The organism is Pseudomonas sp. 32A, assembly GCF_052682255.1.
In genome coordinates, this window is sequence record NZ_JBQYLY010000001.1 from 1,767,329 (window position 1) to 1,782,442 (window position 15,114).

The window sequence follows — 15,114 nt, forward strand, 5'->3', positions numbered from 1 at the left end:
GTTACAAGGCTGCGAGACAATGGGCAAAGGCCGCTTTAATCCAGCGCTGGCTGCACAAAAGCCTCATGGGAGAACTCGCCGGCATGGCGGGTGACCCATTCCCGGGCCAGGGCTTCGCTCTGCCGGGGTGTTGGCCTGGCGCCTTCGTGGAGGCGGCAGTAACGTTGGATCTGGCACACTTGCTCGCCCATCCGTGCCCCGAACAAGGCTTGCTCGTCGGTAAAGGTGATGCCGACGCGGTAGCCGTTTTCAGCCTTGCGGCACCACGCTACATAGCCCGGGTAGCGGGCCGTGAAGCCCAATGACGGGATGCGCATCTCGATGGCGGTGCCCTGGCGCCAGGCGCGTGGGTAATTGCATGCGACGCCGCCCAGGCCGATAGTGTGCAGCCGTTGGCGGGAAATGCCGGAAATGGGACGTTGGGTTAATTCGACAGCGACATCATCAGGGTGAGGAAAGAAACGACCCATGCACACGGACTCCGAGCACCGTCCAGTTGACGGCGGTGGCAGCAGTATAGTGAAAGAACTGCACCTTACCGATCTGGATATCGACCAGCAATTATTGGGGCTTCCCGGCACCTCGCTGGTGGTGTTCACCGGTGACGGATGCTCGCGCTGCCGCTTCCTGCATCAGCAACTGCCCGGTTGGGATTTGCCCGTGGACCGGGTCTGTTGGGTGGACGCAGGCCACAATGGCGGCGCGGTAGAGCGCTACGAAATCTTTCATCTGCCGGCGTTGTTTGTGGTGTGCGACGGGAAATTCCATGGAATATTAGCGTCACTGACGCGTCTGACCGCCGGCGACCTGACTCAGGGTGTGCAGCAGGCGCTCAAACGAATACCAGAGGAATTGCCATGACCGAAGTTGAAAGAACACAGTCGCCCCGGATCGGGATTATTGGCACCGGGGCCATTGGTGGCTTCTACGGTGTGATGCTCGCGCGTGCCGGTTTCGATGTGCATTTCCTGCTGCGCAGCGAGTACGCGGCGGTCAGCGAGCGCGGCCTGCAACTCAACAGCACCCTCCACGGAACCCTGCACCTGCACCCGGTGCAGGCCTATGCCCGCGCCGCCGACATGCCGCCGTGCGACTGGCTGCTGGTGGGCACCAAGTCCACGGGGAATGTCGAGCTGGCCCCGACCATCGCCCAGATTGCCGCCCCGGACGCCAAGGTCGTGCTGCTGCAAAACGGCCTCGATGTCGAAGACAGCCTGCGGGAACACCTGCCGCCGTCGCTGCACCTGCTGGGTGGCCTGTGTTACATCGGCGTGCACCGTTCCGGTCCCGGGATTGTCGAGCATCAGGCGCTGGGTCGGGTCAACCTGGGTTACCACAGTGGCCCCGCGGCCAACGATGATACTCATCGGCAGGCCATTGTCGAAGAAGGCGCCGCGCTGTTTCACCAGGCCGGTATCGACTCCCAGGCCATGGCCAATGTGCATCAGGCACGCTGGTATAAACTGGTGTGGAACGTACCTTACAACGGTCTCTCCGTCGTGTTCGGCACCGGCACCACGGCGATGATGGCGGATGAATCCAGCCGCGAACTGATCCAGGCGCTGATGGCCGAAGTGGTGCAGGGCGCCCACGCCTGCGGGCATGAAATCCCCGCCAGTTACGCCGGGCAGATGTTCACCATGACTGAAAGCATGGATGACTACCTGCCCAGCATGTATCACGATTACGTGCACAAGCGCCCGCTGGAACTGGCGGCGATTTACGCACGCCCCTTGGCGGCGGCGAAGGCGGCGGGTTGTGAATTGCCAAGAATGCAGGCGCTGTACCAGACCTTGAGTTTTATGGATCGGCATAACCGCTGATTGGGGGGAACACCATGGCAAAGGGATTGGGCGACAAACTGGTGCTGGCGATTTCCTCGCGGGCGCTGTTCGACCTGAGCGAAAGCCACAAGGTCTACCTGGCCCAAGGGGTCGAGACCTATCGCAAGTACCAGATCGACCACGAGGATGAAACCCTCGAGCCCGGCGACGCCTTCCCGCTGGTGAAGAAACTCCTGAGCCTCAACGCCAGCCTCGGCCGTGCCCGGGTCGAGGTGGTGCTGGTGTCGCGCAACAGTGCCGACACCGGCCTGCGGGTGTTCAATTCGATCCAGCATTACGGGCTGGATATCTCCCGCGCCGCGTTTGTCGGCGGGCGCAGTCCTTATCCTTATCTGGCGGCGTTTGGTTGCCACCTCTTTCTGTCCACCCATGCAGAGGATGTGCGCAGCGCCCTGGATGCCGGGTTTGCCGCAGCGACGATTCTGTCGGGCGGTGCACGTCGGGCCTCGAGTGCTGAATTGCGGATCGCCTTCGATGGTGACGCGGTGCTGTTTTCCGACGAGTCCGAGCGCGTCTATCAGTCGGGAGGTCTTGAAGCCTTCCAGGCCAGCGAGCGGGAGTCGGCCCGCGAGCCGTTACGCGGCGGACCCTTCAAGGGCTTCCTGGCGGCGCTCAACTTGTTGCAGCGTGAGTTCCCGGACGAGTCCTGCCCGATCCGCACCGCGCTGGTCACCGCCCGTTCGGCGCCGTCCCACGAGCGGGTGATTCGCACGCTGCGGGAATGGGATATCCGTCTCGACGAGTCGCTGTTTCTCGGTGGCCTGGAGAAGTCGGCATTCCTTGAGGCCTTTGCCGCCGATGTGTTTTTCGATGACCAGGAAGGGCATTGCGAGAAGGCCCGGGAGTTCGTGGCCACCGGGCACGTCCCCCACGGCATCAGTAACGAGTTGAAAATTCAGACCGAGGGCTGAGCACTGCCAAAGGCGCTGCTAAGCTGAATCAATCCCCGCCATCCTGGCTACCCAGGAGGTTCTATGATTCGTTCGATGCTGTACGCCACTGACCTCGGTCTATATGCACCTTATGTGATGCAACATGCCCTGGCGCTGGCGCGAACGTTCAAGGCCGATCTGTATGTGATTCACGTGGTCGAGCCCATCGGGCTGTTCGCCGAATCCGTGTTGCAGAGCTACCTTGATGAGAAGGCCTTGAGTGAATGGCAAAGCCAGGGCCTGACGACAGTGATGGCGACCATCGAGCAACGGGTGCTCGACAGTTTTCGCGAGGAACTGGGGGAAGGGGAGCAGGACCTCAAGTTGATCCGTTCAGTGCGGGTGATCCAGGGCGACCCCTGTGAAGTGATTCTCGAGCAGTCGCAGAAACTCTCTGTGGATTTGTTGATCGTAGGTAGTCACAGCCAGGCGGTCGGTGTGGCGACACCCCTGGGAAGAACCGCTGCACGGGTGCTGCAGCTGTCTCAGGTGCCGGTGTACATGGTGCCACTTTTACAGCGCCGCCGCAGTGATGATGTGTGATGGGTAGAAAAACGATAAAAAGTTCTAGATTTATAAGTCTAACCTTTAATATAGTTATATACCGTCGCTGATACCCGTGGCGTCTATCCGCTTTGAGGGACACATATGAAGCTTCAACAACTGCGCTACATCTGGGAAGTGGCGCACCACGACCTCAACGTTTCCGCTACTGCTCAAAGCCTTTACACCTCGCAACCCGGTATCAGCAAGCAGATCCGCCTGCTCGAAGATGAGTTGGGCGTTGAAGTGTTCGCACGCAGCGGCAAGCACCTGACCCGCGTCACCCCGGCCGGTGAGCGCATCATCACCACCGCCGGCGAGATCCTGCGCAAGGTCGAAAGCATCAAGCAGATCGCCCAGGAATTCTCCAACGAGAAGAAAGGCACCCTGTCGATCGCCACCACCCACACCCAGGCACGTTATGCGCTGCCGCCGGTGATCAGCAGCTTTATCAAGCAGTACCCGGACGTGGCGTTGCACATGCACCAGGGTTCGCCGATGCAGATCGCCGAGATGGCCGCCGACGGCACCGTCGATTTCGCGATTGCCACCGAAGCCCTGGAGTTGTTCGGCGACCTGGTGATGATGCCGTGCTACCGCTGGAACCGCTGCGTGGTAGTGCCTCAAGGTCACCCATTGGCCAAGCTGCCTAAGCTGACCCTGGAAGCCCTGGCTGAGTACCCGATCGTGACTTACGTGTTCGGTTTTACCGGCCGTTCAAAACTCGACGAAGCCTTCAGCCATCGTGGCCTGACGCCGAAAGTGGTGTTCACCGCGGCCGACGCCGACGTCATCAAGACTTATGTGCGCCTGGGCCTGGGCGTCGGTATCGTCGCCAAGATGGCGGTCGACACCAAGCTCGACAACGACCTGGTGGTGCTCGATGCCAGCGAACTGTTCGAGTCCAGCGTGACCAAGATCGGTTTCCGTCGCGGCACCTTCCTGCGAGGTTTCATGTGCGACTTCATCGAGAAGTTCGCGCCGCACCTGACGCGCGAAGTGATGGCCAAGGCCATCCAGTGCCACAACAAGCAGGAACTGGAAGAACTGTTCGACGGCGTTGAACTGCCGGTTCACTGATCGGCTTACTTGACCTCGGTAACAGCAAACTGTTGCCGAGCGCCCCCCACCAGGATCTCCACCTCATCCCCTTCGAACTTGCCCAGCAGGCTTTTGCCCAGGGGCGAGCGTGGGGTGATGACGGTCACCGGTTGCCCCACCACATCAACCTTCAATCCTGCGCCGTCCGGTGCCAGGAATAGCCACTGCTGGCGATCGTTTTCATCCACCAGGCCCAGCAATGCGCCCACCTCGATCCCGCGCTGATCATCGTAGGCACGCAGTTGCATGTTCTGGCAGAGCGTCAGCGCCTGCTTGATCTCCTCGACGCGCCGGGCCTGGCCGGCGGCCAGGTAGGACGCCTCCAGCCCCAGGGTGTCGTACTTGTTCTCGGCGATGTTTTCTTCGTGGGTCGCGGTTTCATACGCGGTTTGCGCGGCGCGCTGGGCGATATCGAGATCGACCGCGAGCTTGTCCAGGACCAGTTGGTGAACGGCGTGCTTATTCATGGGCGGCTTTCGTGATCAATCGCAAAATTGCAGGACGTTGGCCCGGCTCTTGTCGTTGGGCGCGTTCTGGTCCTGTTGCAGCCAGAACTGGCATTTGGGGTTGGACAGGTTGCGCGGGTTGTTGCGAGCCTGGTCCAGGGTCTGCTGTTGCTCCTGCTTGCGCAGGTTCTCCTGGTACTGCTCGAACATCCGGTTCGGCGGCTCCGGTGCAACCACTTCCGGCTTGCCCAACTGCTGCACCACTCGGGCCACTGGGGCTACGGTTTGCTCAGGCAGGTAGCGGGACGCCAGCCACAGGCTCAGCACAATGGCGATAAACCCCAGCCACAGGCCGAAGGCCACGGCGATACTGAGTTTGAACAGCGAGAACGAACGATCAGACATGATGGCCTCCTGGCAGGCACGTGCGGCATGGCGCCGATTGTCCCACAGCCACGCGCAGAATAATCGCGATCAACCCTTCGCAATCGAGGCATTTATACGGACAATCGAGCCTTTGAGCGTTGGAGCCCGGAATGAAAGCCCGCTGGGATATTTTTTGCAGCGTCGTCGATAACTACGGCGACATCGGCGTGACCTGGCGCCTGGCCCGGCAATTGGTGGCGGAACACGGTTGTGCGGTGCGCCTGTGGGTTGATGACCTGCGGGCGTTCGAACGCATGTGCCCCGAGATTGACGTGCAGGTGCACCAGCAGTGGCAAGAGGGCGTTGATGTGCGCTACTGGCCCTCCGACTGGCCGGTGACCGAGGCGGCAGACGTGGTGATCGCTGCGTTCGCCTGTCAACTGCCGCCGGACTATATGGAAGCGATGGCCGCGCGCGAACGCACGCCGCTGTGGATGAACCTGGATTACCTGAGCGCCGAGGATTGGGTCGTGGGTTGCCACGGTTTGCCGTCGGTGAAATTCAAAGGCGTGCAAAAGTACTTCTTTTTTCCGGGGTTCCGTCCCGGTACCGGCGGCTTGCTGCGCGAGGACGGGCTGCTGGAACAGCGCGATGCCTTCCAGCAAGATGCCATCGCCCGGCAACACTTTTTGCAGGCGCTCGGGGTTTTCCCGGCAGCCGGTGCGCGGCTGATGTCGTTGTTCGCCTATGAAAACGCCGGGCTGGCCAGTTGGCTCGACGTGCTGGCGGCCGATGGACGCGCCACTCATCTGCTGGTGCCCGAAGGGCGAATTCTCGGTGACGTGCAGCGCTGGCTTGGTGTCGAGTCGTTGAGCGTCGGCGATGTGCTCCAGCGCGATGCCCTGACGGTGCAAGTGCTGCCATTCGTGCGCCAGGAGCAATACGACCGCCTGTTGTGGTGTTGCGACTTCAACGCCGTACGCGGTGAAGACTCGTTTGTGCGGGCGCAATGGGCGGGTCGGCCGTTGTTGTGGCACATCTATCGCCAGGACGAAGACATTCACCTGGACAAACTCGATGCCTTCCTCGAGCTGTATACCAACGGCCTGTCACCCGCCGCGAAAACCGCGTTGGTCAGCCTTTGGCAAGCCTGGAACGCTGATGGCGATATGGCACATAGCTGGAAAATGCTGCTGGAACACTGGCCGGAAGTGACCGCGAATGCCGAGAAATGGGCTCTGGAACAAGGCTCGCGGCCCGATCTTGCGACGGCGCTGGTACAGTTTTATGTAAATTGGATATGATACGCGACCTTGATTTTTGTAAATCCCATCCAAATTTCGGATATTCGCAATGAAAACTGGTAAAGAACTGAAACCCGGTACAGTGATCCGTCTCGAAAACGACCCTTGGCTGGTTCAGAAAGCTGAGTTCACCAAGTCTGGTCGTAACAGCGCAATCATGAAGACCAAGCTGAAGAACCTGCTGACCGGTTACAAGACCGAGATCGTCTACAGCGCCGACGACAAACTGGACGACGTGATCCTCGACCGCAAAGAAGCGACCCTGTCCTTCATCAGCGGCGACACCTACACGTTCATGGACACCACCGACTACACCATGTACGAGCTGAACGCTGAAGACATCGAAGCCGTTCTGCCGTTCGTGGAAGAAGGCATGGAAGACGTCTGCGAAGCTATCTTCTTCGAAGACCGTCTGGTTTCCGTAGAGCTGCCGACCACTATCGTGCGTAAGGTTGCCTACACCGAAGGTTCCGCTCGCGGCGACACTTCGGGCAAGGTGATGAAGCCTGCCAAGCTGGCTAACGGTACCGAACTGCAAGTAGCCGATTTCATCGAAATCGACGACCTGATCGAGATCGACACCCGTGAAGGTGGTTCGTACAAAGGTCGCGCCAAGAAGTAATTCTTGCGCCACCGGTACGATAAAAAAGCCCGACCATGCGTCGGGCTTTTTTGTGGGTGCCGGTTTTTACTTCAGGTGTTGCTTCAGCTCCTCGGACGCCTGCAGCAGCGCCGAACGAACCTCCGGTACCTGGCTGACGACATTCAGCAAACCGTAGTCATGGATCATGCCGTTGTAGCGCACGGCGGTCACCGGCACACCGGCTTCATCCAGCTTGCGGGCATAGGCTTCGCCTTCGTCACGCAGCACGTCCGAGCCTGCGGTCTGAATCAGCGCAGGTGGCAAACCCTTGAGCTGTGCAGTGGTGGCCCGCAGCGGCGACGCATAGATCTCGGCGCGCTGGCTGGCATCGGTGGTGTAGTTGTCCCAGAACCACTTCATCATGTTTCGGGTCAGGAAGTGGCCTTCGGCAAACTGGTTGTAGGAGCCTGTGTCGAAGTTTGCATCGGTCACCGGCCACAACAGCAGTTGGAACTTGATCTTCGGTGTGCCTTTGTCTTTGGCCATCAGGCTGACGACTGCCGCCATGTTGCCGCCGACGCTGTTGCCGGCGACGGCCAGGCGATTGCCATCGACGTTGATCTCGCTGCCGTGTTCGGCCACCCACTTCGTTGCGCCGTACGCCTGGTTGATCGCCACCGGGTAGTGCGCTTCAGGGGATGGCGTGTAGTTGACGAATACCGCCGCCGCTCCCGACCCCACCACCAGGTCACGCACCAGCCGCTCGTGGGTCGGGAAATCCCCGAGCACCCAGCCACCGCCGTGGAAGAACATGAACACCGGCAATGTGCCCTCGACCCCGGCCGGACGCACGATGGTCAGGCTCAGCGGCTGGCCATCGACCTGAATGGTCTTCTGGCTGACGTCGGCCTTGGGCAGCGTCAGTTTTACTCCCGACTGGGCACCTGTCAGCACGGCGCGAGCTTCTTTGGGCGTCAGTTGCTCCATCGGTTTGCCGGTGCCGGCGTTCAGTGCATCCAGGAACGCCTGGGTGTTGTGCTCCACGTCACCGCCGGCCGCAAAGGCATTGGTGATCGAGAAGGCGAGCAGGGTGCCGGTGAGTGCTTTGCCAAGTGTGTTCATGTTCTTCTCCAAAAAACCGCGTGGGGTTAGACGGTCACGTGCAGGCGTACATCGACGTTGCCACGGGTGGCGTTGGAGTACGGGCAGACCTGGTGGGCCGCGTCGACCAGGCTTTGTGCTTCGTCCTGGGCCAGGCCGGGCAGGCTGACGTGCAGGTCGATGTCCAGGCCGAAACCGCCGGGGATTTGGCCGATGCCGACGTGGGCAGTGATCGAAGCGTCATCCGGGATTTTGCGTTTGGTCTGGCTGGCGACGAATTTCAGCGCGCCGATAAAGCAGGCGGAGTAGCCGGCGGCGAACAGTTGTTCCGGGTTGGTGGCCTGGCCACCCGCGCCGCCCAGCTCTTTTGGCGTGGAGAGTTTTACATCGAGGATATTGTCGCTGGAAACAGCGCGACCATCGCGGCCGCCGGTGGCGGTGGCTACTGCGGTATAGAGAGTTTGCATGGTGATTTCCTCGTCAGTTTTCGCGCTAATTGTTTGTGCGCTAAGTAAATGGCGAGGTGAATGTATCGCGCTAATAATTAGCGCGCAAGATATATTTGAAAAATATTTTGCCTGCTTTGATAGCCAGGTATTGCACAAACAAATGTGGGAGCGGGCTTGCTCGCGAATGCGGTGGATCAGTCAATGCATCCAGTGACTGTCACACCGCATTCGCGAGCAAGCCCGCTCCCACATTTTTTGATGCGTGGTGCCGTTAGAGGGAGACTTGCAGGTTTTTTCGCAGCACCAGCAAATCGCCCTGCAGCTTGCGCAGTTGTTCGATGTCCAGCCCGCTGGCGCCCAGAATGCACTGTGGTATATCCATCGCCTTGTCCCGCAGGGCACGCCCGGCATCGGTCAACTCAACCACCACTACACGCTCGTCTTCACGGCTGCGGGTGCGACTGAGCAGGCCTTCGGCTTCCAGGCGCTTGAGCAGGGGGGTGAGGGAGCCGGGATCCGTCAGCAGGCGATTGCTGATTTCACCTACGGTCAATCCATCCTCTTCCCAGAGCACCATCATGGCCAGGTACTGCGGATAGGTCAGGCCGAGGGCTTGCAGCAGGGGTTTGTAGACCTTGGTCATCAACAACGAGGTGGAATGCAGGGCAAAACACAGTTGGTTGTCTAGCAGCAAGGATTCGCAGGTATCGAGGGGCTTGGTCATGGCAGTGCCTTAAAACATGTCTGGTTTCGAATCTAGCGGGCAAATCTTTAACGCGCCAGACAATTCTGTCCGCTCGGTCAGCCGAAAGCACTTTGCAGCGCAAGATCCCACGGCGGCACCGGGCTGAAGCGGGCCTTGAGGTACTCCAGCAATAACCGGCTGCGGGCATTGGCATGTTGTTCCAGACGCAGGGCGTAGATTCCGGCGGTTTCAGGTGTCGGCAAGCCGTTCTCGCAGAACAGTGGCACCAGCTCGCCGCGCACCAGGTATTCGCTGGCGAGCCAGGTGGGCAGGTGCGCAATGCCCAACCCCGCCAGGGCGCCTGAAAGCAGGGCTTCGGCGTTGTTGGCGCTCATGCGAATGCGTTGCGGGCGGTAGGTGGCCTTGCGCCCGTCCAACTCAAAACGCCAGGCGAACATCGGTGCCAGGCCTTCCCAGTCCAGGCCGTCGTGTTCGTTCAACTGGCTGGGATGAGTCGGTGTGCCACGGCTTTTGAGGTAGGCCGGGCTGGCGCAGGCGATGCGCACGATGCTGGCCAGGGGCGTGGCGATCAGCCGGGTGTCGACGATATGCCCGGCCCGCAGCACCAGGTCGACCTTGCCCAAATGCTCGCCCTGCATGTCGACAAAGCTGTCGATCAAGTGCAGGTGCACGTCCAGGCCTGGATAGACGTTGAGAAAGTCGGCGATGGCAGGCGCCAGGTGCCGCCGACCGAAGGCGGCCGGGGCGTCCACGCGGATCAACCCTTCAGGCGCATGGCTCAGCGACACCGCTTCGGCCCGCGCCAGTTGCAGCTCGCTGACGATCCGGCGGGCGCGCTCGGCAAACGCCAGGCCGGCGGGTGTTGGCACCACCGCATGGGTGCTGCGTTGGAACAGCCGGCTGCCCACCGAGCTTTCCAGGCTGTCGATACGCCGCGCCACCGCCGAGGGCGTGAGCGGATGACGTCGCGCAGCGGCGGAAAAGCTGCCCGCTTCCAGTACATCCAGAAACAGGCTCAGTTGGTCGGTCAGCGTATTAGGGTTCATCAGCGGCCGCTTATGCGAAGTTGGCACAGCCATTGTGCGTTGCTGTGCGTTTCCGCGCCAGGGCGGACTGCGTAGCATGCAAGGCTCGGGAATGGCGGGAGCGAAGTGGTGGCAGATTTAGCCTTGTATTTGGCACTGGGTGTCGCGTTGGGCACTGTCGGTGGCTTGTTTGGTATTGGCGGTGGGCTGATTGCGATTCCAGTGTTGGGCGTGTTCTTCGGCCTGGACCAACAGATCGCTCAAGGCACGGCCCTGGTGATGGTGGTGCCGAATGTGATGCTCGCGTTGTGGCGTTATCACCAGCGCAACCGGATCGAACTGCGCCATGCATTGCCGCTGGGCGTGATGGGATTTTCCTTCGCCTGGCTGGGTTCGATCTGGGCGGTGGGGATCGATGCTGACGTGATGCGTGTGGGGTTTATCGCCTTTCTGCTGGTATTGGCGTCCTACAACTTGCTGCGAATGTTTACCCACAACGCACCGCCTTCGGCGCAGATGCGCTATTCCTGGCCATGGCTGGGGGTATTGGGTGCAGCATCCGGGTCCATGGGCGGCTTATTCGGGGTGGGCGGCGCTGTGGTGGCCACGCCGGTGCTGACCAGCATTTTCGGCACCAGCCAGGTGGTCGCTCAAGGGCTGTCGCTGGCCCTGGCCTTGCCGAGTACCAGCGTGACCCTGGTGACCTACGCCTGGCACCATGAAGTGGACTGGGTCATCGGTGTACCACTGGCCGTCGGCGGCCTGCTCAGCATCAGTTGGGGCGTGAAAGTTGCCCACGCCATGCCGGAGCGTATGTTGCGCGGGCTGTTCTGCGGGTTCCTGGCCGTTTGCGCGGTGATGCTGACCTTTAAAGTTTGAAGCCTTCGAGGATGTATTCGGCGAGGCATTCGGTAATCGGTGACGTCATCCCGGGATTGCGCAATAGCCGCAGATTGACCGAGGGCAGCGGTGGGAAACCTTCTTCACTGCCCAGCACCCGCAAGTCCTCGGTCACCAGACTCTCCATGCTGACGGTGACCGCCAGGCCCGCGCCGACCACTGCCTGGATCGCCGCGCCGTTGGAGCTGTGGTACGCCAGGCGATAATCACGGCCAATGGCATCAAGTGCAGCGCGGGTCCATTGGGTGCAGAAGCTGTCCATGCCGGAAATCGCCAAGGGCAGGGCGCTGTGATCGTCCAGGCAAAAACACGGGGCGGCCACCCAGACCATCCGCTCATTACGCAGCAGTTCGCCCATCTCATTTCCGGGTTCACGACTGATGACCGTCAGGGCCAGGTCCCGGCGCTGCATCAGTACCGGCGACGACTCGCAGTGCATTTCAATCTGGATCAGCGGGTAAGCCTTGGAGAAGCGCTTGAGAATCCCCGGCAAGTAGCGCATCACGTAATCGTCGGGTGTGCCGATGCGCACCAGCCCGACCATGTGCGGCTCGCGCAGGGTGTTGAACACCTCGCTGTGCAACTTCAGGATCCTGCGGGCATAGCCCAATAGCACCTGGCCTTCCGGCGTCAGCCGTACCTGGCGGCCATCGCGCTCGAACAACTTGCGCTGCAACACATCTTCTTCCAGGCGTTTCATCTGCATGCTCACCGCCGACTGCGTGCGGTTGACCTGCTCGCCGGCGCGGGTGAAACCACCCTGATCGGCGATGGCGACGAAGGTGCGCAGCACTTCAGTGTCGATACTCGGGTAGCTGGACAATCGATCAATCTCCGAGATGTATTGCATAAGAAACATTCGTTGGATTGATCATAGCCCCAGGCACAGACTTCAGTCATCCCCACTGGAGGGCGAGATGATGAAAGGTCAAAGAGGCTTTGTTCTGATGGCGAAGCGGCCGTTTTCCGGGCTGCTTCAACTGGGTTCCCGGTGGCTGGCCGTGCACCGTGAGCGCCAATTGTTGATGGGTATGAGCGATGATGCGCTCAAGGATATCGGGCTCAACCGTGGCGATGTCGAGCAGGAAAGCCGCCGGCACTTTTGGGAAGATCCGCTGCGAAAATGACGCGGGATGCAGTAGGGTGGTTCGCGAGCACACAAGGAGAGTCACATGCCCGCAAAGTTATCCTTTTCCCTCAAGCAGGCGCGACGCCTGGCGCTGGCTGCCCAAGGTTTTTCCGGGCGCCAGCCGCCGGCATTGATCAAGGCCGCACAGGTCAATCGCCTGGTTGAGCGTTTGGGCGTGTTGCAGATTGATTCGGTGAATGCGGTGGTGCGCTCGCACTACCTGCCGCTGTTTTCCCGGCTGGGTAACTACGCTCCATTGATTCTTGAACAGGCCGCCTGGAGTTCGGGGCGGCGCCGTTCGTTGTTCGAGTATTGGGGGCATGAGGCTTCTTTGTTGCCGATGGCGCTGTACCCGCTGATGCGCTGGCGCATGGCGCGGGCGGCCCAGGGGCAGGGCATCTATCAGCAAATGGCGCGGTTTGGTCGTGAGCAGCAGGCCACCATCGCGCGGGTGCTGAGCATCGTTGAGCAGCAAGGCGCCTTGGGTGCGGGCAGTTTGTCGACCCGCGAGGAGCGCGCCGGCCCCTGGTGGGACTGGAGCGATGAAAAGCATGCGCTGGAATGGCTGTTTGCCGCCGGCCAGGTGACCGTCGCCGGGCGGCGTGGTTTTGAGCGTTTGTATGACCTGCCGGAGCGTGTGATCCCGGCCGACATCCTCCAGCAAACCCCGTTGGACGAGGCTGAAGCGCAGCGCGGCTTGCTGCTGCACAGCGCCACGGCGTTGGGCGTGGGCACTGAAAAAGACCTGCGGGACTACTTCCGCCTCGACCCGGCCGACAGCCGTGGGCGTCTGGCGGAACTGGTCGAGGACGGGCAACTGATCGCGTGCGAGGTCAAGGGCTGGAAACAGCCGGCTTATTGCCTGCCCGAGCCAAAAGTCCCGCGCAAGGTGCCCGCCAGCGCGCTGTTATCGCCTTTTGATTCGCTGATCTGGGAGCGCAGCCGTACCGAGCGGTTGTTCGATTTCCGCTATCGTCTGGAGATCTACACGCCTCAGGACAAGCGGGTGTACGGCTATTACGTGTTGCCGTTCCTGCACAATGAACGGATCGCCGCGCGGGTGGATCTACGCGCGGAGCGGGCGGCCGGACGCCTGGCGGTGCATGCTGTTCACGAGGAAGAGCCGGGGCTGGACGAGGAGGGCATGCAGGCGCTGGCCCTGAATCTGCGGCAGATGGCCGACTGGCTCGGGCTTGAGCAGATCCAGCTCAATTGCCAGCGGGCCAGTGCGGCACGGTTGCGGGTGGCGCTCTTAGCGCTTGACCTGTTTTAGCGTCTCGGCGATCAGGAACGCCAATTCCAGCGACTGATCGGCATTCATCCGTGGGTCGCAGTGGGTGTGATAGCGGTCCGACAGCCCGTCTTCGGTAATCGGCCGCGCGCCGCCAATGCACTCGGTGACATTCTGCCCGGTCATCTCGATATGAATCCCGCCGGCATACGTGCCTTCGGCTTCATGCACCTGGAAGAACTCCTTCACTTCGCTGAGGATCTGCGCGAAGTCCCGGGTCTTGTAGCCGCTGCTGGCCTTGATGGTGTTGCCGTGCATCGGGTCGGAACTCCACAGCACCTGCTTGCCTTCACGTTGCACCGCGCGGATCAGGTTCGGCAGATGGTCACCGACCTTGTTCGCACCCATGCGCGCAATCAGGTTCAGGCGGCCCGGGTCATTGTCCGGGTTGAGGATGTCGATCAAGCGGATCAGGTCATCGGGGTTCATGCTCGGGCCGACCTTGACCCCGATCGGGTTGTTCACCCCGCGCAGGAATTCGACGTGGGCACCGTCCAGCTGGCGGGTGCGATCACCGATCCACAGCATGTGGGCCGAGCAGTCGTAGTAGTCATTGGTCAGGCTGTCGCGGCGCACGAAGGCTTGTTCGTAGTTGAGCAGCAGCGCCTCGTGGGCGGTGAAGAAACTGGTCTCGCGCAGTTGCGGCGAGCTGTCCATGCCACAGGCGCGCATGAACGCCAGGGTTTCATCGATGCGGTCGGCCAGTTGGCTGTACTTCTCGGCCAGGGCCGAGTTGGCGATGAAATCCAGGTTCCACTTGTGCACCTGGTGCAGGTCGGCAAAACCGCCCTGGGCAAAGGCCCGCAGCAGGTTCAGGGTGGCGGTGGACTGGTGGTAGGACTGCAGCAGGCGTTCCGGGTCCGGCACGCGGCTTTTTTCGTCGAAACCGATGCCGTTGACGATATCGCCGCGGTAGGCGGGCAGGGTGATGCCGTCGATGGTTTCATCGTTGGAAGAGCGCGGCTTGGCGAACTGGCCAGCCATGCGCCCGACCTTGACCACCGGGCAACCGGCGGCGAAGGTCATCACAATCGCCATCTGCAGCAGCACCTTGAAGGTGTCGCGAATCTTCGCCGCCGAGAACTCGGCAAAACTCTCGGCGCAATCGCCGCCTTGCAACAGGAAGGCGCGCCCCTGGGTTACCTCGGCAAACTGACGGCGCAATTCACGGGCCTCACCGGCAAACACCAGCGGCGGATAACTCGCCAGGTTCTGCTCGACCTGCGCCAAGTGCGCAGCGTCAGGGTACCGGGGTTGTTGCTGGATCGGCAGGGCGCGCCAGCTGTCGGGGCTCCAGGGTTGGCTCATCATGAACTCGAGTGATTTGCGGTCGGGCCGTCATGTTATCAGCAATTAGTACGTGACCTGCTGCTGCCGGTTCGCCCACAATCCCG

General features: G+C 61.1%; 19 protein-coding genes. 10 read left to right on the top strand and 9 right to left on the bottom strand.

Annotated elements, in window-relative coordinates:
• Nucleotides 1-35: 35 nt before the first annotated feature.
• Nucleotides 36-470 (bottom strand): PilZ domain-containing protein, encoded by a 435-nt coding sequence (locus ACUN0G_RS08080; RefSeq protein ID WP_063032096.1) that lies wholly within the window; start codon nucleotides 468-470, stop codon nucleotides 36-38.
• Here ACUN0G_RS08080 and ACUN0G_RS08085 point away from each other — a divergent pair.
• The 5 genes from ACUN0G_RS08085 to cysB all read left to right on the top strand — a co-directional run bounded on the left by ACUN0G_RS08085 (nucleotide 469) and on the right by cysB (nucleotide 4,399).
• Nucleotides 469-861: a thioredoxin gene (locus tag ACUN0G_RS08085; RefSeq protein WP_167662558.1), complete on the top strand. Its 393-nt coding sequence runs from the start codon at nucleotides 469-471 to the stop codon at nucleotides 859-861. The two genes, ACUN0G_RS08080 and ACUN0G_RS08085, sit on opposite strands and share 2 nt — an antisense overlap.
• On the top strand, nucleotides 858-1,823 hold the full coding sequence (locus ACUN0G_RS08090) for a putative 2-dehydropantoate 2-reductase (protein WP_445573081.1): 966 nt from the start codon (nucleotides 858-860) through the stop codon (nucleotides 1,821-1,823). The genes ACUN0G_RS08085 and ACUN0G_RS08090 overlap by 4 nt, the downstream gene beginning before the upstream one ends.
• A 14-nt stretch (nucleotides 1,824-1,837) precedes the next feature.
• Entirely contained in the window at nucleotides 1,838-2,755 is a 918-nt protein-coding gene (locus ACUN0G_RS08095; protein WP_445573082.1) for a 5'-nucleotidase, read from the top strand.
• A gap of 63 nt (nucleotides 2,756-2,818) precedes the next feature.
• Nucleotides 2,819-3,319, top strand: a complete 501-nt coding sequence (locus tag ACUN0G_RS08100) for a universal stress protein (RefSeq protein WP_445573083.1) — start codon at nucleotides 2,819-2,821, stop codon at nucleotides 3,317-3,319.
• A 105-nt stretch (nucleotides 3,320-3,424) separates the two neighbouring features.
• Nucleotides 3,425-4,399: an HTH-type transcriptional regulator CysB gene (cysB, locus tag ACUN0G_RS08105; protein WP_003218707.1), complete on the top strand. Its 975-nt coding sequence runs from the start codon at nucleotides 3,425-3,427 to the stop codon at nucleotides 4,397-4,399.
• A gap of 5 nt (nucleotides 4,400-4,404) precedes the next feature.
• Here the strand turns inward: cysB and ACUN0G_RS08110 are convergent, their stop codons facing one another.
• Nucleotides 4,405-4,887, bottom strand: coding sequence for a GreA/GreB family elongation factor (locus ACUN0G_RS08110; protein WP_177026766.1), 483 nt, complete (start codon nucleotides 4,885-4,887; stop codon nucleotides 4,405-4,407).
• Nucleotides 4,888-4,902: 15 nt separating this feature from the next.
• Nucleotides 4,903-5,271: a hypothetical protein gene (locus ACUN0G_RS08115; protein WP_017477373.1), complete on the bottom strand. Its 369-nt coding sequence runs from the start codon at nucleotides 5,269-5,271 to the stop codon at nucleotides 4,903-4,905.
• 131 nt (nucleotides 5,272-5,402) lie between these two features.
• Here ACUN0G_RS08115 and earP point away from each other — a divergent pair, with 131 nt between their 5' ends.
• Nucleotides 5,403-6,536: an elongation factor P maturation arginine rhamnosyltransferase EarP gene (gene earP / locus ACUN0G_RS08120; protein ID WP_445573084.1), complete on the top strand. Its 1,134-nt coding sequence runs from the start codon at nucleotides 5,403-5,405 to the stop codon at nucleotides 6,534-6,536.
• 49 nt (nucleotides 6,537-6,585) lie between these two features.
• A complete protein-coding gene (locus tag ACUN0G_RS08125; protein ID WP_003218698.1) occupies nucleotides 6,586-7,158 on the top strand; it encodes an elongation factor P in 573 nt (190 codons plus the stop codon).
• 66 nt (nucleotides 7,159-7,224) lie between these two features.
• Here ACUN0G_RS08125 and ACUN0G_RS08130 read toward each other — a convergent pair whose 3' ends face one another.
• The 4 genes from ACUN0G_RS08130 to ACUN0G_RS08145 all read right to left on the bottom strand — a co-directional run bounded on the left by ACUN0G_RS08130 (nucleotide 7,225) and on the right by ACUN0G_RS08145 (nucleotide 10,421).
• Nucleotides 7,225-8,241, bottom strand: coding sequence for an alpha/beta hydrolase (locus ACUN0G_RS08130; RefSeq protein ID WP_445573085.1), 1,017 nt, complete (start codon nucleotides 8,239-8,241; stop codon nucleotides 7,225-7,227).
• Nucleotides 8,242-8,267: 26 nt separating this feature from the next.
• Nucleotides 8,268-8,687: an organic hydroperoxide resistance protein gene (locus ACUN0G_RS08135; RefSeq protein WP_076017342.1), complete on the bottom strand. Its 420-nt coding sequence runs from the start codon at nucleotides 8,685-8,687 to the stop codon at nucleotides 8,268-8,270.
• A gap of 253 nt (nucleotides 8,688-8,940) precedes the next feature.
• The gene (locus ACUN0G_RS08140; RefSeq protein ID WP_258344526.1) at nucleotides 8,941-9,393 is read right to left on the bottom strand and encodes a MarR family winged helix-turn-helix transcriptional regulator; all 453 of its coding nucleotides are present in this window, start codon (nucleotides 9,391-9,393) and stop codon (nucleotides 8,941-8,943) included.
• 77 nt (nucleotides 9,394-9,470) lie between these two features.
• Nucleotides 9,471-10,421 (bottom strand): LysR family transcriptional regulator, encoded by a 951-nt coding sequence (locus tag ACUN0G_RS08145; protein ID WP_076017344.1) that lies wholly within the window; start codon nucleotides 10,419-10,421, stop codon nucleotides 9,471-9,473.
• A 108-nt stretch (nucleotides 10,422-10,529) separates the two neighbouring features.
• Between ACUN0G_RS08145 and ACUN0G_RS08150 the strand changes: the two genes are divergently transcribed.
• The gene (locus tag ACUN0G_RS08150; protein ID WP_076017415.1) at nucleotides 10,530-11,279 is read left to right on the top strand and encodes a sulfite exporter TauE/SafE family protein; all 750 of its coding nucleotides are present in this window, start codon (nucleotides 10,530-10,532) and stop codon (nucleotides 11,277-11,279) included.
• Here the strand turns inward: ACUN0G_RS08150 and ACUN0G_RS08155 are convergent.
• Nucleotides 11,269-12,150 carry a LysR family transcriptional regulator gene (locus ACUN0G_RS08155; protein WP_445573086.1) on the bottom strand — a complete coding sequence of 294 codons (882 nt, stop codon included), beginning with the start codon at nucleotides 12,148-12,150 and terminating at the stop codon, nucleotides 11,269-11,271. The two genes, ACUN0G_RS08150 and ACUN0G_RS08155, sit on opposite strands and share 11 nt — an antisense overlap.
• Before the next feature lie 70 nt (nucleotides 12,151-12,220).
• Here ACUN0G_RS08155 and ACUN0G_RS08160 point away from each other — a divergent pair, with 70 nt between their 5' ends.
• Together ACUN0G_RS08160 and ACUN0G_RS08165 are read left to right on the top strand one after the other, a co-directional pair.
• Complete coding sequence (locus tag ACUN0G_RS08160; RefSeq protein WP_173860412.1) at nucleotides 12,221-12,427, top strand: DUF1127 domain-containing protein; 207 nt, start codon at nucleotides 12,221-12,223, stop codon at nucleotides 12,425-12,427.
• 45 nt (nucleotides 12,428-12,472) lie between these two features.
• Nucleotides 12,473-13,702 (top strand): winged helix-turn-helix domain-containing protein, encoded by a 1,230-nt coding sequence (locus ACUN0G_RS08165; RefSeq protein WP_445573087.1) that lies wholly within the window; start codon nucleotides 12,473-12,475, stop codon nucleotides 13,700-13,702.
• On the opposite strand, the gene ACUN0G_RS08170 is transcribed toward ACUN0G_RS08165, so the two are convergent.
• Nucleotides 13,682-15,028: a class II 3-deoxy-7-phosphoheptulonate synthase gene (locus tag ACUN0G_RS08170; RefSeq protein WP_445573088.1), complete on the bottom strand. Its 1,347-nt coding sequence runs from the start codon at nucleotides 15,026-15,028 to the stop codon at nucleotides 13,682-13,684. The genes ACUN0G_RS08165 and ACUN0G_RS08170 overlap by 21 nt on opposite strands.
• Between the last annotated feature and the right edge of the window lie 86 nt (nucleotides 15,029-15,114).

Bases quoted from the DNA above. Each gene is read 5' to 3' on its own strand.
- ACUN0G_RS08085 (WP_167662558.1), top strand. From the start codon at position 469: ATGCACACGGACTCCGAGCACCGTCCAGTTGACGGCGGTGGCAGCAGT.
- ACUN0G_RS08080 (WP_063032096.1), bottom strand. From the start codon at position 470: ATGGGTCGTTTCTTTCCTCACCCTGATGATGTCGCTGTCGAATTAACC.
- ACUN0G_RS08090 (WP_445573081.1), top strand. From the start codon at position 858: ATGACCGAAGTTGAAAGAACACAGTCGCCCCGGATCGGGATTATTGGC.
- ACUN0G_RS08095 (WP_445573082.1), top strand. From the start codon at position 1,838: ATGGCAAAGGGATTGGGCGACAAACTGGTGCTGGCGATTTCCTCGCGG.
- ACUN0G_RS08100 (WP_445573083.1), top strand. From the start codon at position 2,819: ATGATTCGTTCGATGCTGTACGCCACTGACCTCGGTCTATATGCACCT.
- cysB (WP_003218707.1), top strand. From the start codon at position 3,425: ATGAAGCTTCAACAACTGCGCTACATCTGGGAAGTGGCGCACCACGAC.
- ACUN0G_RS08110 (WP_177026766.1), bottom strand. From the start codon at position 4,887: ATGAATAAGCACGCCGTTCACCAACTGGTCCTGGACAAGCTCGCGGTC.
- ACUN0G_RS08115 (WP_017477373.1), bottom strand. From the start codon at position 5,271: ATGTCTGATCGTTCGTTCTCGCTGTTCAAACTCAGTATCGCCGTGGCC.
- earP (WP_445573084.1), top strand. From the start codon at position 5,403: ATGAAAGCCCGCTGGGATATTTTTTGCAGCGTCGTCGATAACTACGGC.
- ACUN0G_RS08125 (WP_003218698.1), top strand. From the start codon at position 6,586: ATGAAAACTGGTAAAGAACTGAAACCCGGTACAGTGATCCGTCTCGAA.
- ACUN0G_RS08130 (WP_445573085.1), bottom strand. From the start codon at position 8,241: ATGAACACACTTGGCAAAGCACTCACCGGCACCCTGCTCGCCTTCTCG.
- ACUN0G_RS08135 (WP_076017342.1), bottom strand. From the start codon at position 8,687: ATGCAAACTCTCTATACCGCAGTAGCCACCGCCACCGGCGGCCGCGAT.
- ACUN0G_RS08140 (WP_258344526.1), bottom strand. From the start codon at position 9,393: ATGACCAAGCCCCTCGATACCTGCGAATCCTTGCTGCTAGACAACCAA.
- ACUN0G_RS08145 (WP_076017344.1), bottom strand. From the start codon at position 10,421: ATGAACCCTAATACGCTGACCGACCAACTGAGCCTGTTTCTGGATGTA.
- ACUN0G_RS08155 (WP_445573086.1), bottom strand. From the start codon at position 12,150: ATGCAATACATCTCGGAGATTGATCGATTGTCCAGCTACCCGAGTATC.
- ACUN0G_RS08160 (WP_173860412.1), top strand. From the start codon at position 12,221: ATGAAAGGTCAAAGAGGCTTTGTTCTGATGGCGAAGCGGCCGTTTTCC.
- ACUN0G_RS08165 (WP_445573087.1), top strand. From the start codon at position 12,473: ATGCCCGCAAAGTTATCCTTTTCCCTCAAGCAGGCGCGACGCCTGGCG.
- ACUN0G_RS08170 (WP_445573088.1), bottom strand. From the start codon at position 15,028: ATGAGCCAACCCTGGAGCCCCGACAGCTGGCGCGCCCTGCCGATCCAG.